Annotated in this window: 18 protein-coding genes (1 of these 18 cut by a window edge); all 18 read left to right on the forward strand. The window is 30.5% G+C overall.

Features of this window, described 5'->3' with window-relative positions; translation table 11 throughout:
- On the forward strand, positions 1–20 hold the 3' end of the coding sequence (locus tag B2671_RS11430) for a cysteine peptidase family C39 domain-containing protein (RefSeq protein WP_346870535.1). Its footprint begins 679 nt before the window's first position; the window shows 20 of its 699 coding nt (coding positions 680–699); its start codon lies off the left edge, out of view; it ends in the stop codon at positions 18–20.
- A gap of 7 nt (positions 21–27) precedes the next feature.
- The gene (locus B2671_RS11435) at positions 28–1485 is read left to right on the forward strand and encodes a peptidase domain-containing ABC transporter (protein ID WP_346870536.1); all 1458 of its coding nucleotides are present in this window, start codon (positions 28–30) and stop codon (positions 1483–1485) included.
- Between the two features lie 155 nt (positions 1486–1640).
- Entirely contained in the window at positions 1641–2288 is a 648-nt protein-coding gene (locus B2671_RS11440; protein WP_346870537.1) for a TetR/AcrR family transcriptional regulator, read from the forward strand.
- Positions 2289–2367: 79 nt separating this feature from the next.
- Entirely contained in the window at positions 2368–3090 is a 723-nt protein-coding gene (locus B2671_RS11445; RefSeq protein ID WP_346870538.1) for an ABC transporter ATP-binding protein, read from the forward strand.
- Positions 3090–3839: an ABC transporter permease gene (locus B2671_RS11450; RefSeq protein ID WP_346870539.1), complete on the forward strand. Its 750-nt coding sequence runs from the start codon at positions 3090–3092 to the stop codon at positions 3837–3839. The genes B2671_RS11445 and B2671_RS11450 overlap by 1 nt, the downstream gene beginning before the upstream one ends.
- A gap of 1 nt (position 3840) precedes the next feature.
- On the forward strand, positions 3841–5082 hold the full coding sequence (locus tag B2671_RS11455; protein WP_346870540.1) for an MFS transporter: 1242 nt from the start codon (positions 3841–3843) through the stop codon (positions 5080–5082).
- Between the two features lie 212 nt (positions 5083–5294).
- Entirely contained in the window at positions 5295–6098 is an 804-nt protein-coding gene (locus B2671_RS11460; RefSeq protein WP_346870541.1) for a RelA/SpoT domain-containing protein, read from the forward strand.
- 381 nt (positions 6099–6479) lie between these two features.
- Entirely contained in the window at positions 6480–7220 is a 741-nt protein-coding gene (locus tag B2671_RS11465) for a hypothetical protein (RefSeq protein WP_346870542.1), read from the forward strand.
- Between the two features lie 1199 nt (positions 7221–8419).
- Positions 8420–8974, forward strand: a complete 555-nt coding sequence (locus B2671_RS11470) for a sigma factor (RefSeq protein ID WP_346870543.1) — start codon at positions 8420–8422, stop codon at positions 8972–8974.
- A 158-nt stretch (positions 8975–9132) separates the two neighbouring features.
- Positions 9133–9432 carry a hypothetical protein gene (locus B2671_RS11475; protein WP_346870544.1) on the forward strand — a complete coding sequence of 100 codons (300 nt, stop codon included), beginning with the start codon at positions 9133–9135 and terminating at the stop codon, positions 9430–9432.
- A gap of 184 nt (positions 9433–9616) precedes the next feature.
- Complete coding sequence (locus tag B2671_RS11480; protein WP_346870545.1) at positions 9617–10099, forward strand: GNAT family N-acetyltransferase; 483 nt, start codon at positions 9617–9619, stop codon at positions 10097–10099.
- Positions 10100–10204: 105 nt separating this feature from the next.
- Positions 10205–10648, forward strand: coding sequence for a GNAT family N-acetyltransferase (locus B2671_RS11485; RefSeq protein WP_346870546.1), 444 nt, complete (start codon positions 10205–10207; stop codon positions 10646–10648).
- Positions 10649–10916: 268 nt separating this feature from the next.
- Entirely contained in the window at positions 10917–11804 is an 888-nt protein-coding gene (locus B2671_RS11490; RefSeq protein WP_346870547.1) for an ABC transporter ATP-binding protein, read from the forward strand.
- A gap of 2 nt (positions 11805–11806) precedes the next feature.
- Complete coding sequence (locus tag B2671_RS11495; protein WP_346870548.1) at positions 11807–12604, forward strand: ABC transporter permease subunit; 798 nt, start codon at positions 11807–11809, stop codon at positions 12602–12604.
- Between the two features lie 154 nt (positions 12605–12758).
- Positions 12759–13010: a hypothetical protein gene (locus B2671_RS11500; protein WP_346870549.1), complete on the forward strand. Its 252-nt coding sequence runs from the start codon at positions 12759–12761 to the stop codon at positions 13008–13010.
- A gap of 200 nt (positions 13011–13210) precedes the next feature.
- Entirely contained in the window at positions 13211–14167 is a 957-nt protein-coding gene (locus B2671_RS11505; protein WP_346870550.1) for a hypothetical protein, read from the forward strand.
- A 19-nt stretch (positions 14168–14186) separates the two neighbouring features.
- Positions 14187–14897: an HAD family hydrolase gene (locus tag B2671_RS11510; RefSeq protein ID WP_346870551.1), complete on the forward strand. Its 711-nt coding sequence runs from the start codon at positions 14187–14189 to the stop codon at positions 14895–14897.
- A 144-nt stretch (positions 14898–15041) separates the two neighbouring features.
- Positions 15042–15488 carry a GNAT family N-acetyltransferase gene (locus B2671_RS11515; protein ID WP_346870552.1) on the forward strand — a complete coding sequence of 149 codons (447 nt, stop codon included), beginning with the start codon at positions 15042–15044 and terminating at the stop codon, positions 15486–15488.
- Positions 15489–16018: the final 530 nt, after the last annotated feature.

The following is a 16018-nucleotide window of genomic DNA, read 5'->3' on the forward strand; positions in this document are numbered from 1 at the left end:
GAATTAAAATACAACTTTAATGGGAAAATGATAGATAAGCTGATTAAGAAGATTTCGGAAATCCAATTTAAGTATTTTATAAATCGTGCCTCTGGTGATTGGATTTATCGAGCAAATTTAATAAGTTACATTCAGCAATTACTAAGCCAACAATTTTTAAAATCAATAATTGAAATTATTTTAGTAGTTGTATATCTTTTTATAATGTATTCTTATTCTCCAATTCTTACTATCATAACTGTTGGAATAGGTGCTATTATTATTTTTTCATCATTATTCTACACAAAAATGCTATTTAATTTTAATAGCAAAGAAATGATTTTGCAGAATCAAACTCAAAATATTATTATTGAACTTTTTGAAGGAATGGAAACAATAAAATCTCTAAACCTAGAAAATATTTTTCTAAAGAGATGGTCAGAAAAATTCAAGCTAGAACGCGATCTTACTTTAAAGAAGGATATAAAAATTTCTGTCTTAGGTAGTTTTATAAGTTCAATATATTACTTTACTCCTATTATTTTAATATTGATTGGTACAACATTAATTTATGGACAAGGAGTATTTTCAATAACCCTTGGAAAATTAATAGGGTTTATAACTTTATCTCAATCTTTTCTCTCACCCTTGAATGGGGTTATGAGTACATTTATACAGATGACTGTTATTAAGATACAGTTTAAAAAGATAAATGAAATATTTGCTATAAACTCTACAAAACAGCTTAATTCAGATACACACATGCTAGAAAGAATTGATCATATTGATTCTTATAGGTTAGAAAATATATCTTTTAAACATTCAATATTTGATGGGCTAATATTAAATGACATTAATCTATCCATCCATAAAAATGATAAAATTGCTGTGGTAGGTTCAAGTGGTTCTGGGAAGAGTACATTATTAAAAATTCTTGATAATTTATTAGAACCTACTGAAGGTGAGATCTATATTAATAATCTAACTATAGATAAATACTCTAAAGAGGCTATTAAAGATGCTATAGGAATGGTTAATCAAAATCCTATTATATTTAATGAGAGCATTCTTTACAATATTACCCTTGGAGAAGAAAATTATGATCCTGATTTTTTACAACGAGTTATTTGTGATTCAACTTTAGATACATTGATAAAAGAATTACCAATGGGGTTATCTACTACCATATCAGATCAAGGAATGAATTTATCTGGAGGTCAAAAACAAAAAATAATACTAGCCAGAATATTATTTAGAAACACTAAGATGCTACTATTAGATGAACCAACCAGTGCACTTGACTCTTTATCAGAAACTAAAATAATTGATAATCTCTTAAAAAAATCAATTCCATGTATATTAGTATCACATAAAGCAAACTTAGTTAAGCGATTCGATAAAATCATTGTTATTTCAAGTGGAACCATAATGGAGTGCGGTAATCATGAGAGCTTGATTAAAAAACAAGGTATTTATGCAGAAATGTTTGCAACAGAAAAAGAATAATTTCTTATTAGGTGCAATCTATAAATCTTATAGAACCATATGAATGAGAAATACTATAGTTTATTATATTTGGATTAATAGTATATTAGTGCTTGACAAGAAAAATCATCAATGATAACATAAATACCAACGGTATGTATGGAGGTGGATGCTATATGGCACGAAATAAATATCCAGAAGAAACAGTGAACTTAATTTTAGAGGAAGCCTTAAAGCTCTTTATCGAAAAAGGTTATGAACACACTTCAATTCAAGATATCATCAATCATTTGGGGGGGCTTTCCAAGGGGGCAATCTATCATCATTTTAAATCCAAGGAGGAAATTTTTCAATCAGTATGTGAGAAAATTGGCAATGAAAACACGGCTTATTTCAATAAACTCCGTGATGACAAGACAATGACTGGCTATGAAAAGCTAAAAACAATGATTAGAGGTGGCTACGCTAATCCGGGTAGTAATGCTATTATAGCAATGACAGACAAAATTATGGGTGATCCCAAATTTGTGATGAAACAAGTTATAGAAATCTATGAATTGATTGTCCCATGCTATATTGAACCCATCATCAAGGAGGGAATAAGTGATGGTTCAATTGAAACTGCTTATCCAAAAGAGCTCGCTGAGGTGATCATTACGCTAATGAACATTTGGGTAAACCCTGCCATTGCAAAATCTACACCAGAAGAAATACGTAGGAAAATGGAATTTTTCAGTGTGCTTTTGAATGGAATAGGAATTGATATTTTAGATACAGAAACTATCTTACAATATGTTGAGTACAGTAGTCGCTATAATGGTTAAAAAATAACTGCTCCTCAGGGGGCAGAATATTTTTAGCAAAATACATACCGAACGTCGGTATATGAATGAGGAGAAATTTATGGAAAATCAATTTGCAGTGCATACAAACAGACTATGCAAGGAATTTTATGGCAAGACCATATTAAATCGTCTGGAAATGAAAGTTAAGAAGGGTGAGATTTATGGCATATTAGGCGTAAATGGAGCGGGAAAAACAACCCTCTTAAAGCTTATGGCCGGATTGCTTGAGCCAACTGAGGGTGGTGCATATGTTCTAGCTGAAAATGCTTGGACCCAACGAGACCAGGTACTCGGTAACATCGGCAGTCTTATTGAGGTACCGTACTTTTATGAGCATCTAAATGCTGCCCACAATTTGTCCATTCATCTTAGATATATGGGGATAGATGCAGATATATCAAAATCCCTTGAACGTGTCGGCCTTGGTGATGTGGGCGATAAACCAGTATCAAAGTTTTCTCTTGGCATGCGTCAGCGTTTAGGCATTGCTAGAAGTATGATACATAGTCCCAAGGTATTGCTCCTTGACGAGCCCATTAATGGACTTGATCCTGTTGCAATTAAGGAAATGAGAGATTTATTTATTTCCCTTAAAAATCAAGGGATGACAATTTTACTTTCAAGTCATATTTTAAGTGAAGTTATACAAACCGTTGAAAGAGTTGCGGTCATTGCAAATGGCACGTTAACCCTTGAAGCTAATGTGAAGGACTTAATTGTAGAGCATGAAAACAATCTTGAAGATTTCTTAATTGAAAAAATGAGAGGAGAAAAATTATAATGATAAAACTTATAAATTTAGAACTTGAAAAAAACAAAATTAGATCTTATATCGTGGCATCCTTTCTTATCTTGATTTTTGGATTTGGATTTTGCTTTTTAACAGCCTATATACCACAAATTGAACAATCACAACAGATGATCCAAATTAGAGGTGGCGTTTCCCTGCCTACAGATTTGAGTATGTTTAGCCAATGGAATAATTTTATATCTTTGATTTCCATAGTGTTTGTTGCTGCATTCGGTGTCTTATCTGCTATCATGCACGCTAAATTTACAGTTGAAGAATATACTGGGAAAGGAGCAATTCTATTGTTCTCATACCCAATAAACCGAAGCAAAATTCTCTTTGCAAAATGCAGCTTTGTGTTTTGCTTTACTGCCATTGCAGTAGCTATATGTAATATTGTTGCAATCAGTATATTTGCTTTTTTCTCAAATACTTTTCACATTTTACCCAATATGTTTACAGGTGAAATGTGGCCAAACCTGCTTGTTACAACGGGAGTTTCAGCACTGCTGGCCACTTCAATAGGTCTTATAGCAATGCGTGTAGGATTTTGGAGGAAGTCGTTGGTAGCTACTGTAGTAACATCCTTTCTGTTAATTATTCCATTTGGCAATATGATGTCGTTTATACCTGAAAATTCTTTGCAAATCAGGCTAATAGGAATGGTTGTTTTACTTGCGTTAGGTCTTGCAGTATTTATGGAGCTGTTGTCAAAAGTAAATAAGATGGAGGCATTGTAATATGGAACAAACAAAACTGTTTAATAGGAACTTTACACTTGTAGTAATCGGGCAAATCATTTCAATGTTTGGTAATGCAATATTGCGATTTGCGCTTCCTTTATATCTTTTGCGAGAAACAGGCTCAGCATCTCTTTTCGGAATTGTAACAGCGTCCTCCTTTCTTCCCATGATTTTTCTCTCATTTTTGGGAGGTATTTTGGCCGACAGAGTGAACAAGCGAAACATCATGGTGACACTTGATTTTTTAACGGCAAGCATTGTTTTTCTGTTCTTTATGGCTCTTGGAAAACTGCCCATAGTTCCGCTGTTTATTGCTGCTTTAATGTTGCTTTATGGCATTAGTGGCACCTATCAGCCAACGGTGCAAGCAAGTATTCCATTGTTGGTTTCAGGAGATAAAATTTTATCAGCAGGTGCGGTTGTCAACCAAGTAGGTGCACTGGCAGGGCTTTTGGGACCTATTATTGGTGGCATGTTATTTGGCGCCTTTGGCATTGTACCCATACTTCTCATTAGTATTGCTTGCTTTGTCTCCTCTGCTATAATGGAGCTTTTTATACACATACCCTTTGAAAAAAGAAATAATGCAATGAAATTATCTGCAATTATAAAAAGTGACTTTCTTGACAGCACAAATTATATGAAAAAAGAAAAACCAGTCCTCATTAAAATTATTGGTCTGGTTACGATTTTCAATCTGGTGCTATCATCAATGCTGATTGTTGGCATGCCTATTCTAATTATTAGCACACTTAAAATGAGTGATGAGCTGCTTGGGTTTTCACAGGGAGCCATGGCACTTGGCGGACTTTGCGGCGGAATCTTAACTGCCGTATTCAGCAAAAAACTAAAGCTTACAAATTCACACATTTTGATGTTTCTTTGCAGCCTATCCGTGGGGGTCATGGCAATTCCACTGCTACTGGGCATGGCAAATATAGTCAGTTATGTAGTAATTACAGCCACAAGCTTTGTCATCATGGCACTTGCCACAATGTTCAGTGTACAGATGATTGCAGCAGTTCAAAGTGAAACACCGCCAAAGCTTGTGGGAAAAGTAATCGCAGTGATGATTTCTCTCTCCATGTGTGCACAACCGATTGGGCAAGCCATATATGGGGTAGCTTTTGATCAATTTTCAAATCATACAGGGATTATTCTGCTAGTGGTTGCAATTCTATCTGCAGCCATCTCCCTTACATCAAAGGATATATTCAAAAATATGGATGCATCAGAATAGTTCTTATTATGAGCAATCCCTCTAAAACTAACCTAAAGTCCCTACTAAAGTAAAGCTTATTTTAGTAGGGACATTATAATGCTATTTCTTATGTATTTTTTATGGGCAATGTAATTTGCTATATTTTATCATTTTGCATTACAATAAGTTTAAAATATCATAAAGTATATTTATTATGGACAAAATAAGTAAAACTGAAGGTGGCAAGATTTATGATTTTAGATAAAGAAACTTTTTTAAGTAAATATCATCTTAAGAAAGAAGAGATTATAAAAAGTGGAATAGTTTGGGACACTTTAGAAGAAATATATAAGGATTTCAATATGTATAAAGAGACTTATGAGACACAAGCAGAATTTATAGCAAATACACTTAGGGCTCATAAGAAAATACATACGGTAAAATCTAGAGTAAAGGAATCTGAAGGGCTTATTGAAAAGATTATTAGAAAGACAGAGGATAGAAAATCAAAGTATGGAGAGGATTTTCAATTTTCTGTTTCTAATTATAAAGAAGAGATAAATGATTTGATAGGTATTAGAGCCATACATATATTCAAGGATGATTGGGAAGATATACATAATTATATTCTGGGCACTTGGAAGGTTGTTGAGATAACTGCTAATGTTCGAGAAGGTGATGATACAAAAATATTTGAAGAATTAAATATACAAATTAATTCTAGAAAATCAGGATACCGTTCTGTCCATTATCTTATAGAATTTTTTCCAACTAATCAAAAGGTCATAGCCGAAATTCAAGTAAGAACCATATTTGAAGAAGGCTATGGAGAGATTGACCATCAACTTAGATATTCTCACAAAGAGATTCCAGAGGTCTTAAAATTAAATCTTTTGCTATTTAACCGTATAGCAGGAAGTTCCGATGAGATGGCATCCTTTATAAATATGTTAAGCAAAAACTTGATGGAAATGGAACAAAAGTATGAAAAGATAATAGATCTTAAGGATAAAGAGATAGAGGATTTAAAAAGACAGGTAACTATAAATAAATAAATGTTACTAACACTAATAATTGTGAGGTGGTATGTCCTATAACAATTAATGGATTAAATTATTGAGAGAGAAAGTACTAGCTGGTGAACAGTTAATTAGACAAAAATATAAAAATATTTTTTAAAATAAGTGAGAAAAAGTGGACCAACTTTAAAAAGTTAGTCCACTTTTTCTGATGCTTCCACAAGTTCTTTAAAATTGGTGTTAGTATATAAATATGGACATGAAAGCGTTGCTAATATTTGACATGTTTCGTATAATATGTTACGTTTGAAGAGAATCAATTCAAATTGGCTTACTGCAGTAGTTAACTTTGAAAATATTAATTATTATATTATGGATATATTAAAGCTAGTTAATATATCATATGGAGGGGTAAATATGTTCAAAAAACTCAAAAGCACCATATCTATTTTACTAACATTAATAATCATGTGTTCTACAATTTTGGCTCAGACATTATATGCTAATGCTGAATCAGAATTAAGGGTAGACGACAAAATTAATTTTAATTTTATCAGTACTGAGTCTGACAATACAGAGTACACATATGAAGAATATGGTAAACAGTATAAAGTATTAGAAACTTCAACTGAAGATTTTGATAATATTCATACTGAGGTCTTTGTTAAAGATGATAATAATGAGTATATATTAATAGAAAAATATGATACTGTTATAAGTATGAATGAAGATAATAACATTGAAATTACTAAACTTGAAGATGGCAAACAGACAACTGACATTATGGTTGTTGAAGATACAGTTACTAGTGAACCTATAAAAAATGCAAGATCAGGTTGGGAATTTGTCAATGCTCATAATGGTAGCACCCATTTTCAAAACTTCACATATTCTGTTGTTGCAGGAATATTAGTATCCGTAGTTTCAGGTGGATTAGGACTAGGAATAGTAGCTGGTAGCGTTGTAGGTGCAGTAGCAGGTATTATAGTTAGTGAGCGTGTTCCAACTGTCTACTATAGACGAACTGTTTCTTACTATAGAAATACAAGCAATATGGTAACAAAAGTAAGAGCAAATAATAATTTTTATTATGATAGTAGTCATAGAACTTATTTAGGAAACGCTACAAATACATGGACCGGGAAATTTCCTTGGTAAAAATATAATCGTAGAATACTAACTATCTTCGGATTATATTAGTAATAGAAACGTCTAAAAGAATGAGGTAGGTTGATATATTAATACTTACCTCATTTCTATAAAATTATAATAAGTCATGTTATATCGGCATTGAAAGGATATTTTTATGTTTAAACGTGTTCTCTATTTAATTAGAGATTTTGCAATTATGTTAAGTATTTTTGTCATCCTACCCTTAATACTTCAGAAAATATTTAATGACACAAGTATTAAAACAAATTACATTGTTTTAATAACAGTTTTTATATTCTATGAAATACGTACTAATGGCAAAAAAGACAAAAATAATCAATATTAAAAGGCACAAAATTAAGTTCAACACCCTAAAGCACAGGGAGATAATAAAAGAATTATATTAAACTATAATTTAATAAAGTGCACATAGAAAGGTGAAGAAATCAAAGATACACGATTTCTTCACCTTTTTACTCTGAGGGTAGACTATATTCTGCTTAAAATATAATGGATGAAGTTAAATTTCAACAATGGATAAAAACAATAAATTTTCAAAATACTTCAAATTACCTCTTGACCGCCTCCTCAAAATGCCATATAATGTAACTATGCTTTTATGGCATTCGGGTTAATGATAAAAGTATTTGGTAGAAAAGACGTAAAGTAAAGGATATGTTAGGTTATATTAAGGGGAAATGTAGGTAAATGAGAGCTTATCTATATTATGATTAAGTATTTTAAATGGCAAAATTAGTATAGAGAGGGGGATTAGATGTAATTGATTCAGGTGAGATGCCCAATTTGCAATAATAGATTATTCGATGTGGAAAATAGCTATATTGGAATGATAGAGATAAAGTGTAATAAGTGTAGAAAACTTTTGGGGGTAAAGAACAATATTAAATTAAGAAAAATAGAATTTTCATATATAATGAGTTAAGATAAAGATTAATTACAATTCAATAAGGAAGTATAATAAAACATACCGAGCAATGGAGAATTAACTACCGAATAGCCGGATGGTTGCTAAATTAGCAGTCGTTTGGCTATTTTTTATTTTAACCGAATTTAATCCTTATAGGGTTAATTTTAAAGCCTTTCACTGTGGAAGGCTTTTTTTTATCCGCTTATAAGCATCTCCACATAGGCTTTGAATAGATTCATAAAAGTTTCAAAAAAATTTGAAGCTAGGAGAGATGAATATGAAAATTAAGTATGAATTTATTACAGGTGAAGTTCAGGAGGTTATTGTACCTGATGAGTTTATTAAAGTTGTCATGGAGATAGAAAGACAAGTTTATAATAATAATTATAAGAAGAGAATTAGGCATATTTCTTATGAGAAAATGGAGGATTATGGTTTTCAATTTAGGTCTAATGATATTGAAGTTGTTGAAAATGTAGAAGAAAATTTCCTTAGAGAAAGGATTTTCGTTATGGATAATTATGCTAAAATTCAAGAATTGGTGACAAAGGCAAAAGCAGGGGAGGATACTGCCCTTGAAGAGCTTTTAAAAACTTTCAAGGCTTTAATATCTAGCCAAGCTGTAGCTATAAGCGCAAAGGGCTATGACCTAGATGACCTAATTCAAGTGGGGACTATTGCACTATGTAAAGCAGTCCATGGCTATGATATAACCAATGGTAACTTCCCTTGCTATGTAGCTATAGCTATAAAAAACAACCTTGAAGGTCTAATTTACATGGGCAGAGACACTGATGCGAAGAATTCTGTTAGTAAGCTTCAGAGAAGCTAAGAACTCTATTTATAAGGTTTTACTGAATGTATATAGAAATTTAAATTTAAGTTAATACCATAGGACTTATAATATGGTAAAATTGTAAATTATAATAGATTATTGCAGTGTGCTATATAAGCACATTGCAATATCATGGAATATCTAGGAGGTTCAGTATGAAATTAAAGTTAAATATTTACTCATTCATTTTATCATTGGTATGTGTAATATTATTCTTTTTATCAATAGAATCAAATAAGGTAATTAACTTTACAATGGATCTATTGCAAGTGCATCCATTAGTTATAGTTATGATACTTTCTATAGTCACACTATTACTAGGGCTACTTGGATTTTCGGAAGCCATTAGCTGGTTTCAATTATTTAGAGGAGTCTTTACAGTAGCCATAACCATCATAATGACAGGATTTATAATTTTTATCTTAACTGTTGGTAGAGTAGTTTCATTTACTTAAACTAAAAAGTGGTTACTTCCAGAGAAAAGTAGCCACTTAATTTTATGAACTTTTCTTTAATGGGATGCTTTTTGTACATAAACATACACTTTATAGAAATTATGTTACAATAAGTTTATAATATAAGTGAATAATTGTAGGAAAAACGTATCAACGTGCTAAACAATAAGAAGGAGAAGTTATAATGAATAACAAGATTTTGTATCAAAAGATATATACTGATGACTATAAAGAATTAACAAAAATCATGACTTCTGCATTTAATGAAGATACATCAATGCACAGGAATATAAAAGAGGATGGACCTAAAGGATATAATGATGGCAGTTTGATTAAATGGCTCAATGAGCACACAGATTTTGAAAGTTATAAAGTTATTTATGAAGGTAATATAGTTGGTGCTTACACAGTTGGAATCAATCCCAATAATGAATATAGTTTGGAAATGCTCTTTATTGATCCAAATTACAGAGGACATCATCTTGGAACTATAGTTTGGAATGATATAGAGCAAAAATATGTAGATGCTAAAATATGGACAGTTGAAACGCCGGATTATTCAATAAGAAACCATAGATTTTATACTAAAAAATGTGGATTTACATTTTTAAAGGGAAACATATATAATGATGAATGTAAATCTTTTGTTTTTAAGAAGGAAGAATAATATTATAAACAGATTGAATTAAGATAAGAAAGAAGATTAATCAGGCAATTCATTGGTTAAGATGCATAAATTTAAATGTTTTGAATTTGGGGGATAAGTAATTATATGAATAATATATATTTTAAAGAAATTGATAATACTAATGAAAATATTGTTAGGAAAATAAAATTAAAGTCACACCAAGAGAAATTTATTGAAACTGTAGATGAATGCTTGAAAGAAGCAAGAACTTGTAGTCAATGGAGTCCTGTAGCTATATATCATAACGAGGCAGTAATTGGATTTGCAATGTATGGATCCTTTGGGCCTAATAAAGATACTTGGATTGATAGAATAATGATAGATGAAAAATACCAGGGAAAAGGATTTGGAAGAATTGCGATGACCAACCTTATTGATATAGTTTCAAAAAAATATGATGTTAATACTATCTACTTAAGTATAGTTGAACAAAATACATTAGCTTATAGTTTATACAAAAGCATTGGATTTGAGTATATAAATGAAAAGGATATTAATGGAGAACTTATATTTAAGTATACAATTTAAAATAAGTATTTAAGCAAGGTGAAGTCAGAGAGTTTCCATGTTTTTAAATCGCATCTTTTTTTATGGTGAAATAGATATATAATTAAATAACTTATTTGTAATGCCGTTTATTTTAGAGCATCTCTATATGGAGGTGCTTTTAATATACTCATACATTTTATTGAAATCGTGTTATAATAAGTATATTAATAAGAATGAGAAGGAATAATTGTTTTATAAAGCGAAGTAAAAGTTATCTATTAAAATTGTAATTATAAGGAGGGTTTTTATGATTGATGTAAAGCAACTTACATTAAAGTATCCAAGTGGAAAAGGTGTTTTTGATTTGGACTTTTCTGTGAAAAAAGGGGAAGTCATGGGCTATTTAGGTCCAAATGGTGCTGGGAAAACAACCACAATTCGTGCGTTAATGGGCTTTATGCAGCCAAATAGCGGGGTCTGTACAATAGGTGGACTTGATTGCATAAAAAATGCTACAGAAATTCAAAAAATTCTTGGATACATACCTGGTGAAATTGCATTTCTTAACGATATGAATGGGGATGAATTCCTTAAATTTATGAACGAAATGAGAGGAACAAAGGATACATCAAGACAAAAGGAACTAATGGAAATGTTTGAGATTGAACCAAAAGGTAAAATCAAAAAGTATTCAAAGGGCATGAAGCAAAAAATAGGTATTATTACTGCTTTTATGCATAATCCTGATGTGCTTATTTTAGACGAACCTACTAGTGGACTTGACCCTCTTATGCAAAATCGATTTGTTGAACTTATATTAAATGAAAAGGCTAAAGGCAAAACTATCTTGATGTCAAGTCACATGTTTGAAGAAGTGGAAAAAACCTGTGATAATGTACTAATTATTAAGGATGGCAGAATTGTTAAACAATCCGATGTACAAACTCTAAAAAACGCTCAACGTAAAGGCTTTAGCATAAAACCTGCCGATATTTCTACTACTTTAACTCTTCTTAAGAATAGAGGTTTTGAGGCCAGCGTTACAGCTGATAATTCACTTGAAGTTTTCGTAACTGGAGAAAATATTGATTCTTTCATTAAGACTTTAGCACAATCTACTGTACTGAGTTTTGATGTTAAATCTCAATCCCTAGAAGATATTTTCATGCAGTTTTACAGTAAGGAGGATAAATAGTTATGAGTTTTGCATTATTTAAAAATACATTAAAAAAGAACTGGACACTACTCCTTATTTTCTTTGGAGTGCTGACTATGTACATGACTATAATGATTTCCATGTATGACCCTAATGATATGGAAGCGCTGACATCCATGCTTAAATTGCTTCCAGAAGATATAATGAAAGCCATGGGTTTTACAAATTTTGTTACAGACCTTACAGGTTATCTTGCAAGTTGGCTTTATGGACTATTAATGTTTGGATTCCCTATGGTTTACTGCATAATTCTCGGAAATAGACTAGTAGCAAGGATGGTAGATAATAGTTCCTTTGTATATCTTCTATCTACACCTAAATCAAGATCTAAAATCATAATTACACAAGGTATCTATGCTCTAGCTTCTATAATAGTGCTGTTTATAGCCTTATTTGGAGTAGGTGTTATATTTAGTGAAGTTATGTTTTCAGGCAGCTTGGACATTAGGCAATTTTTAAGTCTAAACTTTACAACAATGCTTGTTAATATGGTTGTAATGATGATTAGCTTTTTCTTCTCATGCTTATTTAATGAAACAAAATTATCACTTACTTTTGGGGCAGGTATTCCAATAGTATTTCTTCTTATGAATATGCTAGGTGGTGCATCAGCAGATATGGAGATATTGAAAAGTCTATCTATTTATGGTTTTTATGATCCAGTAAAATTGGTTCAAGGTAGTGATATATTGGGTATTAATCTTATCTATATTAGTATAATTATTGTTCTTTTCGTTGCTAGTGTGCTGATTTTTAAAAAGAAAAGACTACCATTATAGTTTTTTGAATTAAGAAAGCTGTTTATTTTAGAGCATCTCTATATAGAGGTGCTTTTATACATTTTATTGAAATTGTGTTATAATAAGTATGTGAATAAGAATGTGAAGGAATAATTGTAAATTGTTACGTACTACCATATAAGGGGGTATAAATTTGAGGGATATATTAATATTATTTTTTTATCCATTATCAATAATGTTTTATTGTATAGCAATTTGGGGTTATATAAGGCATATAAAGGTTTCCAAGAAACTTAAAAAGCAAAATGATACAGATATAGATAGTAAGGAAACAGTTAGTAAAGAAGCTTTAGACGAACTTAAGGTAGCAATTAGATTAATTTTAATTGGTTCTTTAACACCAATAGTCCTTGGAATAATTAGAGTATTAATTTTGAATGAATAATTAGAAAAGTTTTTATATTATTATATAGCTATAATTTAAGATGAAATAGTATGAGCCTATGAGGAGAAATCCTTCAAGGCTTTTTTTGTTTTAGAGGAATTTATGGTATTTTATAGAATATGTTACCATAAAGCAATGGTTGTACAAAAAGCATATATACAAATGCATTTAAGTAACGGAGCTAAAAGGAGGATTGAAGCATGCTAAAAGTGGAGGAACTTCTAAATTTCGATTTAGACCCCATACCTAGATATCTTTTAATGCGTGATGTGTTAAAGCTAGATAGTAAAAATAAAGAATTAATAAGTGCTAAAAGTATGGTCATCCAATCAAAATGGGTTAAGAATATTATACAACTTCAGTGGAACGATGGGTCATGGGGACAGTTTCATAGTATGAGTCAATCTTCTCAATCATCAATTACCACAGAACAAGCATTAAGAAGATTATTAATATTAGGACTGGATAAGAATGATGAAGTGATTCAGAGAGCGATTATTTATATGGAGAAATATTTAAATGGAGAATTGACTTTAAGAGACCGTGAGGAGAAAAAACATAACTGGTCTATGTTGACAAGATTGTTTGTAGCAACATGGATATTAATATTTGATTCAACTAATGATTTAGCTAAAGGAATAGCTAAAGATTGGTCAAGAATTATTACCCACGCATTTTTAGAAGATGAATATAACCATAATGCTTATAAAGAAGCATATTATGATATTCACAAATCATCTAAAGAAAAGTATCTGTGGGGATTTGAAAACTTTTATGTTGTGTCTATACTTAATGGAATGTTATCTAGTCCTATTGAATCGAAATTTTTAGATTATATAATGGAATCACAAAATGGGATATATTATATTTATGATAGATGCTCCAAAATACCTCCAAGTAGCTTTTACTCAAAAATTGCAAGCAGGTATATAAATGTACATGAATTATTAAGTAATTATACAGGTGCTAAACCGAAGCTTCAATATTTTGTTGAGTGGGTAAATGACAATATATCAGAAGATGGATTTTGGGATATGGGACAATTGGTTAAGGATAATATTCAGTTTCCTTTATCTAATTCATGGAGAGACCATGTTAATAGAAAGATTGACTGTACGGTTAGGATACAAAAAATATTATCAAGGCTAGATAAATAGTAATTTGAGGAGGGGTTTTATGGCTAAAGTTAGAGCTATTGTCTTTGATTTATTTGATACATTGCTTCATGATATTAAATTTGATTTTAACTCGGGTTTATCTTATCTACATAAAAATATTTTATCAAAAGATACTGATAAAGTTGAATTTCTAGATTATGCAGCTACATATTGGAAAGAACTTTATGATAAAAGAAGCGAGGATAATTCAGAACTAGCATTTGAAGATGAACTTTTAGATTTTAAAAATAAATATGGTTTTAAAGTGAATTATCCTCTAGAAGAAATTTTATTTAATTGTGCACTTGAAATAAATACTACTGAATTGTTTAATGACACTATTTCTACCTTAGAGCAACTTAAGTTATTAGGACTTCCAGTTTTTTTATTAAGTAACTCCATATTTAAAATGAATGTAATGAAAAGATTAATTAACCAATATGATTTAGAAAAATATTTTGCTAATATACATTTCAGTGCGGATTATAAGATAAGGAAGCCCCATAAAGATTTATTTAAAATTGTATTTGATGATATTAAAAAGTATGATACTACCATCGAAATGGAACAAGTTTACTTCATTGGCGATAACTTTGAAGCTGATGTTCTAGGGGCTGAAAAATTTGGCTTTACACCTGTTTTTATAAACCGTAAACATGATACCCATATTAATAGCAAAAATTATATTGAGATTAAATCCCTAAATGAATTATTAGAAATGATTAGATAAATATAGGCATGTTAGACAAATTGTACTGATGACTGATAATGATATATTAGCAAGAATGAATAATGCTTTAATGAGAATCTCAAAAAATATAGATTTGCTAGATAAAAAGATAACTAATTATATATTGTATATGAGACTAACTATATGAACTATAAAATTGTGAAAATAGATGCACGGAATTATTATTTATTTGATGATATGATATATTGGAGAATGAACGGTAGTGAAAGATTACCATTGAAAGAAGCAATTCAGCAAAATATTATAAATGAATTGTCAAATCCTAATTTGTTTATATATGTGGTTGAAGTGGAAAGACGATATGTTGGTTGGATTTCATTAATTTATATGCCGAAAGTTGGTAAATATAATGGTTTTGGACATGTTTATGTTGATGAATTATGGATTCATCCTTCATATCGCAGAAATGGGTTTGCCTATGAATTAATGAAAAAGGCAGAGGTATTAAGGCAAGAAAAGAATGCTACAGGTATTAGGCTATATGTAGATATTGATAACATTAGTGCACAAAAATTATATGAACAATTTGATTTTAGTGTTTCATGTTCATCATACTTAATGGAAAAGTAGTTACAATTATAAATTGCCTTAAGTTGAAAGTTTCTTAAATTAGGTAATGAAATTAATAAATAATAAGCAATTGAATAAAAACCTATATTATATCGTAATTAAATCAATAAATATTAATAGGACTAAAAGATATAATTCAATTGTTAACGATAAAGAACAGATAGCCTTGCTAAAAGAAATAAAGCGTGTTTTGAAACCTAATGGGATTCTGTATATCAATGATTTCTTACTAAATACAGATGAACGCAATATAGAACGTTATAAGTTATTTCAAGATAAATACCAAAAATATGGTGTGTTTGAATTACCTGAAGGTGCTGCAGTTAGGCATCACGATATAAAATGGGTTGAGCAATGTGTGTAGCTATTTGATAAATCGATTTTAAATCAGGTGGTATATACAACTATGAATGGAAATAAATCAAATGGTTATTACTATTTAGGGAGAAAAAGAGTATAATCATAAAGCTAATGATAATGATTATTAGCTAGGATAATTCACACTCTTCTTATTTCGAATTTTTTCATAA

Origin of the sequence: Clostridium sp. UBA5119 (genome assembly GCF_002414285.1) — a bacterium.
Lineage (GTDB): Bacteria > Bacillota > Clostridia > Clostridiales > Clostridiaceae > Clostridium_J > Clostridium_J sulfidigenes.

Coding starts and splice junctions, on each gene's coding strand:
- B2671_RS11435 (WP_346870536.1), top strand. CDS start 28: ATGATAGATAAGCTGATTAAGAAGATTTCGGAAATCCAATTTAAGTAT.
- B2671_RS11440 (WP_346870537.1), top strand. CDS start 1,641: ATGGCACGAAATAAATATCCAGAAGAAACAGTGAACTTAATTTTAGAG.
- B2671_RS11445 (WP_346870538.1), top strand. CDS start 2,368: ATGGAAAATCAATTTGCAGTGCATACAAACAGACTATGCAAGGAATTT.
- B2671_RS11450 (WP_346870539.1), top strand. CDS start 3,090: ATGATAAAACTTATAAATTTAGAACTTGAAAAAAACAAAATTAGATCT.
- B2671_RS11455 (WP_346870540.1), top strand. CDS start 3,841: ATGGAACAAACAAAACTGTTTAATAGGAACTTTACACTTGTAGTAATC.
- B2671_RS11460 (WP_346870541.1), top strand. CDS start 5,295: ATGATTTTAGATAAAGAAACTTTTTTAAGTAAATATCATCTTAAGAAA.
- B2671_RS11465 (WP_346870542.1), top strand. CDS start 6,480: ATGTTCAAAAAACTCAAAAGCACCATATCTATTTTACTAACATTAATA.
- B2671_RS11470 (WP_346870543.1), top strand. CDS start 8,420: ATGAAAATTAAGTATGAATTTATTACAGGTGAAGTTCAGGAGGTTATT.
- B2671_RS11475 (WP_346870544.1), top strand. CDS start 9,133: ATGAAATTAAAGTTAAATATTTACTCATTCATTTTATCATTGGTATGT.
- B2671_RS11480 (WP_346870545.1), top strand. CDS start 9,617: ATGAATAACAAGATTTTGTATCAAAAGATATATACTGATGACTATAAA.
- B2671_RS11485 (WP_346870546.1), top strand. CDS start 10,205: ATGAATAATATATATTTTAAAGAAATTGATAATACTAATGAAAATATT.
- B2671_RS11490 (WP_346870547.1), top strand. CDS start 10,917: ATGATTGATGTAAAGCAACTTACATTAAAGTATCCAAGTGGAAAAGGT.
- B2671_RS11495 (WP_346870548.1), top strand. CDS start 11,807: ATGAGTTTTGCATTATTTAAAAATACATTAAAAAAGAACTGGACACTA.
- B2671_RS11505 (WP_346870550.1), top strand. CDS start 13,211: ATGCTAAAAGTGGAGGAACTTCTAAATTTCGATTTAGACCCCATACCT.
- B2671_RS11510 (WP_346870551.1), top strand. CDS start 14,187: ATGGCTAAAGTTAGAGCTATTGTCTTTGATTTATTTGATACATTGCTT.
- B2671_RS11515 (WP_346870552.1), top strand. CDS start 15,042: ATGAACTATAAAATTGTGAAAATAGATGCACGGAATTATTATTTATTT.